The organism is Chromobacterium aquaticum (assembly GCF_021129195.1).
In the GTDB taxonomy this organism is placed as follows: Bacteria; Pseudomonadota; Gammaproteobacteria; order Burkholderiales; family Chromobacteriaceae; genus Chromobacterium; species Chromobacterium aquaticum.
Map to the genome: position 1 here is coordinate 1 of NZ_JAJOHW010000245.1, position 584 is coordinate 584.

2 protein-coding genes are annotated in these 584 nt (G+C 69.9%); both read right to left on the reverse strand.

The features are described from left to right. Positions 1 to 239 (reverse strand): hypothetical protein (locus LQT98_RS23430; protein WP_231465614.1); only part of this gene is annotated, 239 nt, incomplete at its 3' end. After that, complete coding sequence (locus tag LQT98_RS23435) at positions 236 to 523, reverse strand: hypothetical protein (RefSeq protein ID WP_048407820.1); 288 nt, start codon at positions 521 to 523, stop codon at positions 236 to 238. The genes LQT98_RS23435 and LQT98_RS23430, both read right to left, overlap by 4 nt. Positions 524 to 584: the final 61 nt, after the last annotated feature.

Genomic DNA, 584 nt, shown 5'->3' on the forward strand with positions numbered 1-584 from the left:
GCGCCAGGCTGCGGCGCCGGCGTTCCGGCCTTGGCCTCGTCGCCCGCGGGGAGGTCGCTATCGCTATCCATCGCCGGCGCGGCATCCTGCCCATCCGTGAGGCTGGCCAGCAAGGCGCTGGCGAAATCGCCGCCGGATGGCTGCGCCGCGTTCAGGTCCAGCAACGGGTCCGCCGGCGCGGCGTCGGCCGGCGCGGGAGCGCCGCCGGCGAGAAGATTGAGAGGCAAAGATACATTCATGCTTGATTCCAGTCGCTGACTTCGGCGTAAGCGATTTGCGCGTCGCGCTGATGACTCAGCGCGGCGATTTTTTCTTGTAGTTCCGCGGAGTCTGCGCGGCAGACTTCCAGCGCATCGCGGTAGGCGGCGCGCAGGGCGGCGCGCGCGGCGGCGTCAAAGGACTGGGGCTGGGTGCGCAGCAGTTCGGCCAGCAACTGGTCCAGCGCGGCCAGGCGTTCCCAGTCGCGCTCGGCGCAGGCGCGGCGGATGGCGGCTTCCAGCGCTGCCGGCTCAGGCGGCTTCATGCTGGTCCCGCACGCCTATCCAGCCGCCCTTGAGCTTGATCAGCAGTTGTTCGGCCTCGTC